This window comes from Blattabacterium sp. (Blatta orientalis) str. Tarazona, assembly GCF_000334405.1.
Classification (GTDB): Bacteria; Bacteroidota; Bacteroidia; order Flavobacteriales; family Blattabacteriaceae; genus Blattabacterium.
Genome location: NC_020196.1, coordinates 1 through 3,735, shown reverse-complemented (window position 1 = coordinate 3,735; position 3,735 = coordinate 1). Strand labels below are relative to the sequence as shown.

Annotated in this window: 6 protein-coding genes; 4 read left to right on the top strand and 2 right to left on the bottom strand. The window is 30.6% G+C overall.

What is annotated here, in order from left to right:
* Positions 1–348: 348 nt before the first annotated feature.
* Genes BLBBOR_RS03135 through BLBBOR_RS03125 form a run of 3 tightly spaced genes read left to right on the top strand, consistent with a single transcriptional unit; the run spans position 349 to position 2,347 of the window.
* Positions 349–1,422 (top strand): ribonucleotide-diphosphate reductase subunit beta, encoded by a 1,074-nt coding sequence (locus BLBBOR_RS03135; RefSeq protein WP_015370980.1) that lies wholly within the window; start codon positions 349–351, stop codon positions 1,420–1,422.
* A gap of 38 nt (positions 1,423–1,460) precedes the next feature.
* Positions 1,461–1,850 carry a VRR-NUC domain-containing protein gene (locus BLBBOR_RS03130; RefSeq protein ID WP_015370979.1) on the top strand — a complete coding sequence of 130 codons (390 nt, stop codon included), beginning with the start codon at positions 1,461–1,463 and terminating at the stop codon, positions 1,848–1,850.
* Between the two features lie 20 nt (positions 1,851–1,870).
* Complete coding sequence (locus tag BLBBOR_RS03125; RefSeq protein ID WP_015370978.1) at positions 1,871–2,347, top strand: DUF1599 domain-containing protein; 477 nt, start codon at positions 1,871–1,873, stop codon at positions 2,345–2,347.
* On the opposite strand, the gene dut is transcribed toward BLBBOR_RS03125, so the two are convergent.
* Entirely contained in the window at positions 2,339–2,731 is a 393-nt protein-coding gene (gene dut / locus BLBBOR_RS03120) for a dUTP diphosphatase (protein ID WP_015370977.1), read from the bottom strand. The two genes, BLBBOR_RS03125 and dut, sit on opposite strands and share 9 nt — an antisense overlap.
* 70 nt (positions 2,732–2,801) lie before the next feature.
* Here dut and BLBBOR_RS03115 point away from each other — a divergent pair, with 70 nt between their 5' ends.
* Positions 2,802–3,065 (top strand): hypothetical protein, encoded by a 264-nt coding sequence (locus BLBBOR_RS03115; protein ID WP_148283275.1) that lies wholly within the window; start codon positions 2,802–2,804, stop codon positions 3,063–3,065.
* Positions 3,066–3,117: 52 nt separating this feature from the next.
* Here the strand turns inward: BLBBOR_RS03115 and BLBBOR_RS03110 are convergent, their stop codons facing one another.
* The gene (locus tag BLBBOR_RS03110) at positions 3,118–3,477 is read right to left on the bottom strand and encodes a MarR family transcriptional regulator (RefSeq protein ID WP_015370975.1); all 360 of its coding nucleotides are present in this window, start codon (positions 3,475–3,477) and stop codon (positions 3,118–3,120) included.
* Positions 3,478–3,735: the final 258 nt, after the last annotated feature.

Below are 3,735 nucleotides of genomic sequence, written 5' to 3'. Positions count from 1 at the left end.
AAAAGCCATGTTCAATGGCTTTCAGGGCTTCCCTTCCCCCCCCCCCGGGATCCCCTTTCCGACTTCTCCGAATTTTCGGCATATATTAATAAATTATTATAACGTTATTATTATACATAATTATATAACGTTATTGTGTAATGCACCCGAGCGCGCGCGCACGAGCGTACATGTGCACGTACATGTGCACGTACATGTGCACGTACATGTGCACGTACATGTGCACGTACATGTGCACGTACATGTGCACGTACATGTGCACGTACATGTGCACGTGATTGTGTTTTTTGATTAGTTTGGTATTTTTCCTACATTTGGAAATTGTAGATCAATATAATTTTTAGTTAGATGAGCATGATGGAAGATCGATTAAGTTTTAAACCTTTTGAGTATCAATGGGCTTATGAATATTGGTTTAAGCAACAAAACGCTCATTGGCTTCATACGGAAATAAATATGCAATCAGATATTTATGATTGGAATAAAAATTTAACTGATCAGGAGAAAAATGTGATTGGGGATATATTGAAGGGATTTGCTCAAACAGAAACAGAAGTAGGAAATTATTGGTCTGAAATGATTCCTAAGTGGTTTCCTATTCCAGAAATTAAAATGATGGGTCAGGCTTTTGGATCTTTTGAGACTATTCATGCAGCAGCTTATTCTTATTTGAATGATATTTTGGGGTTGGATAATTTTCATGCTTTTTTGGAAGATGATGTGATCATGAATAAGTTGAAATCTTTGATGGATGTTAGGAATAGTAATCATGGAAAGTATAATAAGGAGGAAATTGCAAGAAGTGTTGCTTTGTTTTCAGCAGCAGCGGAAGGAGTTCAGTTGTTTTCTTCTTTTGCAGTATTGCTTTCTTTTAGAAAATCTAATCGTTTGAAAGGGGTAGGTCAGCAGATTATTTTTTCTGTTAGAGATGAGTCGTTGCATTCGGAAGCAGGTTGTAAGATATTTCGTACTTTTTGTGAGGAAAATAGAGGATTGAAAGAAATAGTTGAAGAATCTGTTTATCATGGAGTAGATTTAGCATTAAAGAATGAATTTGTTTTTATAGATAAGATTTTTGGAGGTAAAGATTTGTGTACTATAAAGAGAGAGGAATTGAAAAATTTTATGAGAGATAGAGCTAATATGAAATTAAGGGAATTGGGTTTTTTTGATTTTTATCATGTGGATAGGAGTATGTTAGATAATATGAATTGGTTTTATATTACAATATCTGGAGAGCAGCAGACAGATTTTTTTGATAATCGTGAAACTGGATATAGTAAACCTAATGAAGATTGGAATGAAGATTTGTTTTCTTCGGAAGGAAATGTGAAGTCTTCAGAAAAAAAGATTTTAAAAATTCTTTTAAAAAATAAGAGTAACGGGTTAGATGGTTCTGGATGTGATTCTTGTGAGTCTTGATTTTTATATGGGAGGGGGGAGGATATTAAAAATTTTTTGTGAACAAGTTTAGGTATAGTAATAATGTTTTGGGGAAGGAACAGATTTTGCATCGTTCTGTGTGTGATTATTTGGATTATAAGTATCCAAATGTGTTTTATTTCCATCCTCATAATGAAGCAAAAAGAACTCCTTATGAAAGATTTCTTATGAAAGTGATGAGATTGAGGCCTGGGGTTCCAGATATATTGGTTCCTTTTCCTCAACAAGGAAATACAGGAATGGCTTTGGAATTTAAAATTAAGCCTAATAAGTTAACTGAAAATCAAAAAAATATTATAAGTATATTAAATTCTTATAAATGGAAAGTTTATGTTTGTTATAATTTTGATCAAGCTAAAAATAATATAGATCAGTATTTAAAAATGATAGATAATAATAAGTGTTAGTTTTTTGGGGTTTTTAGGATATGAAATGGAAAGATACTTCCATATTATATGATGTTGTTTTAATAAATGTAAATTTTTTTGTGAAGAATGGATATATGAATTTTAACGTGGATAACAATTTATTGTTGGTCAGTGTTAATCAAGGAAATTGGATTAGTTTAGTTAATTATTCTGTGTTATCCATGATGAAAATGAATAGACGAAAAATAAGAAAGGAGTATATTATGTATGATTATGATAAGTGTATGAGAGTGGCAAGGATAGTTATGGAAAAAAAAAATTCAGATTATAATGAGGCGTGGAAAGCGATGAGTTTTAGTTCTATTAAGGATATTATTCTGCAAAAAATATTTCGTATTCAGGGGATTCAAAGAAATGAATGTTTAATTAAAAAGAATCAAAATAAAATTAAAGATAATTATATAGATATATTAAATTATGCTATTTTTATTTTGATTAGGAATATTGAGGAGAGTGATTTTTCAATGTTATTGTAATTCATTCCATTCTACTTTTTCATATTTTTGAACTATTATTTGCGCTATTCTGTCTCCGTTTTTTATGGTAAATGGAATATTTGATAGGTTAATTAGTAAAATTTTTATTTCTCCTCTATAATCCGAGTCAATAGTTCCTGGATTGTTTAAAACTGTTATTCCGTGATGTAAAGCTAATCCGCTTCTGGATCTCACTTGCATTTCGTATCCTTTTGGGATTTCTACAAATAAACCGGTTTTTATGGTTTTTCTATGCATTGGCAATATTATTTCGCATTTTTCTAAATGCGCTTGTAAATCCATTCCTGCTGATCCTTCTGTTCCGTAATTTGGAGATGGATGTCCAGATATGTTACGTATTTTTATAATTACACTTGTATTCATAATTTTTAATATTTTAATGAATTTTTAAAAAAACTTATATTTTAAAAATAAAATTTTATGAAATGAAAAAATGTTCTTTTTCATCTTATTTTTGATGGTTTTTTCGTCCTGTCATGATGATAGTTTAACTAGTCGTGTTAGTGAAAAAAAACCTGAAGATGTTCTTCCTTCAACAAAGAAAATAGAAGAAAAAACTTCTGATAATCCTTCTGATTCTGATGATACTGCTCTTATTACTAGAGTAAGTATATATGGTTCACAACTTGAGGGTTTAATGCGAAAAGATCCTGCGTTGAGAAGGATTATTGAAATCTTGGAAAGTACAGAGAGATAATCGTTTATTTTTTTGTTTGTAGGTATTTGTAGGTAGTGGATTTTTTGTTGATTTATGGGATGGCTCCACTATCTATATACTTTTTTTCCATTTCGTTATTGTTGTTCTTTTTGTAATTTGAAGAATGTTTTTCTTTTTTTAGGAATTTGATGATGGTAAGGACGTTTACTTTTTCTTCTATTCTTCTTTTTATGTATCCTTTTGCTATAAGCTTCTGGATGAATATAACTACTTTTGCTTTGCTCCAACCAAAAACCAATCCTAATCTTCTTGCTGAGATTCTTATTTCTTTTTTTAGTATTAAATAAAGAATAGCTTCTATTTCACTAAAAATTCTTCTTTTTTTCCATTCTTGGGTTTCAAAAAAATCCTGAGATATTTTTATGAAATTTTTTTCCTCTGGAATCTTCATGATTTTTTCTTTAATGTATTTTTTTGTGATGTTTTTATAAGATAAAAAGTAAAGTTATACATAAATAATAATCTAAAAAAAGCCATGTTCAATGGCTTTCAGGGCTTCCCTTCCCCCTCCCCCGGATCCCCTTTCCGACTTCTCCGTAAGATTTATACAGAGAGAGAATGTTTTCTTTCTAAGCTTTTTTTAGAGGGGATATAGGAGGGGGGGGGGAGATAATGGAAATAGAACCCTTCCTTTGTATCTCCCTCTAAA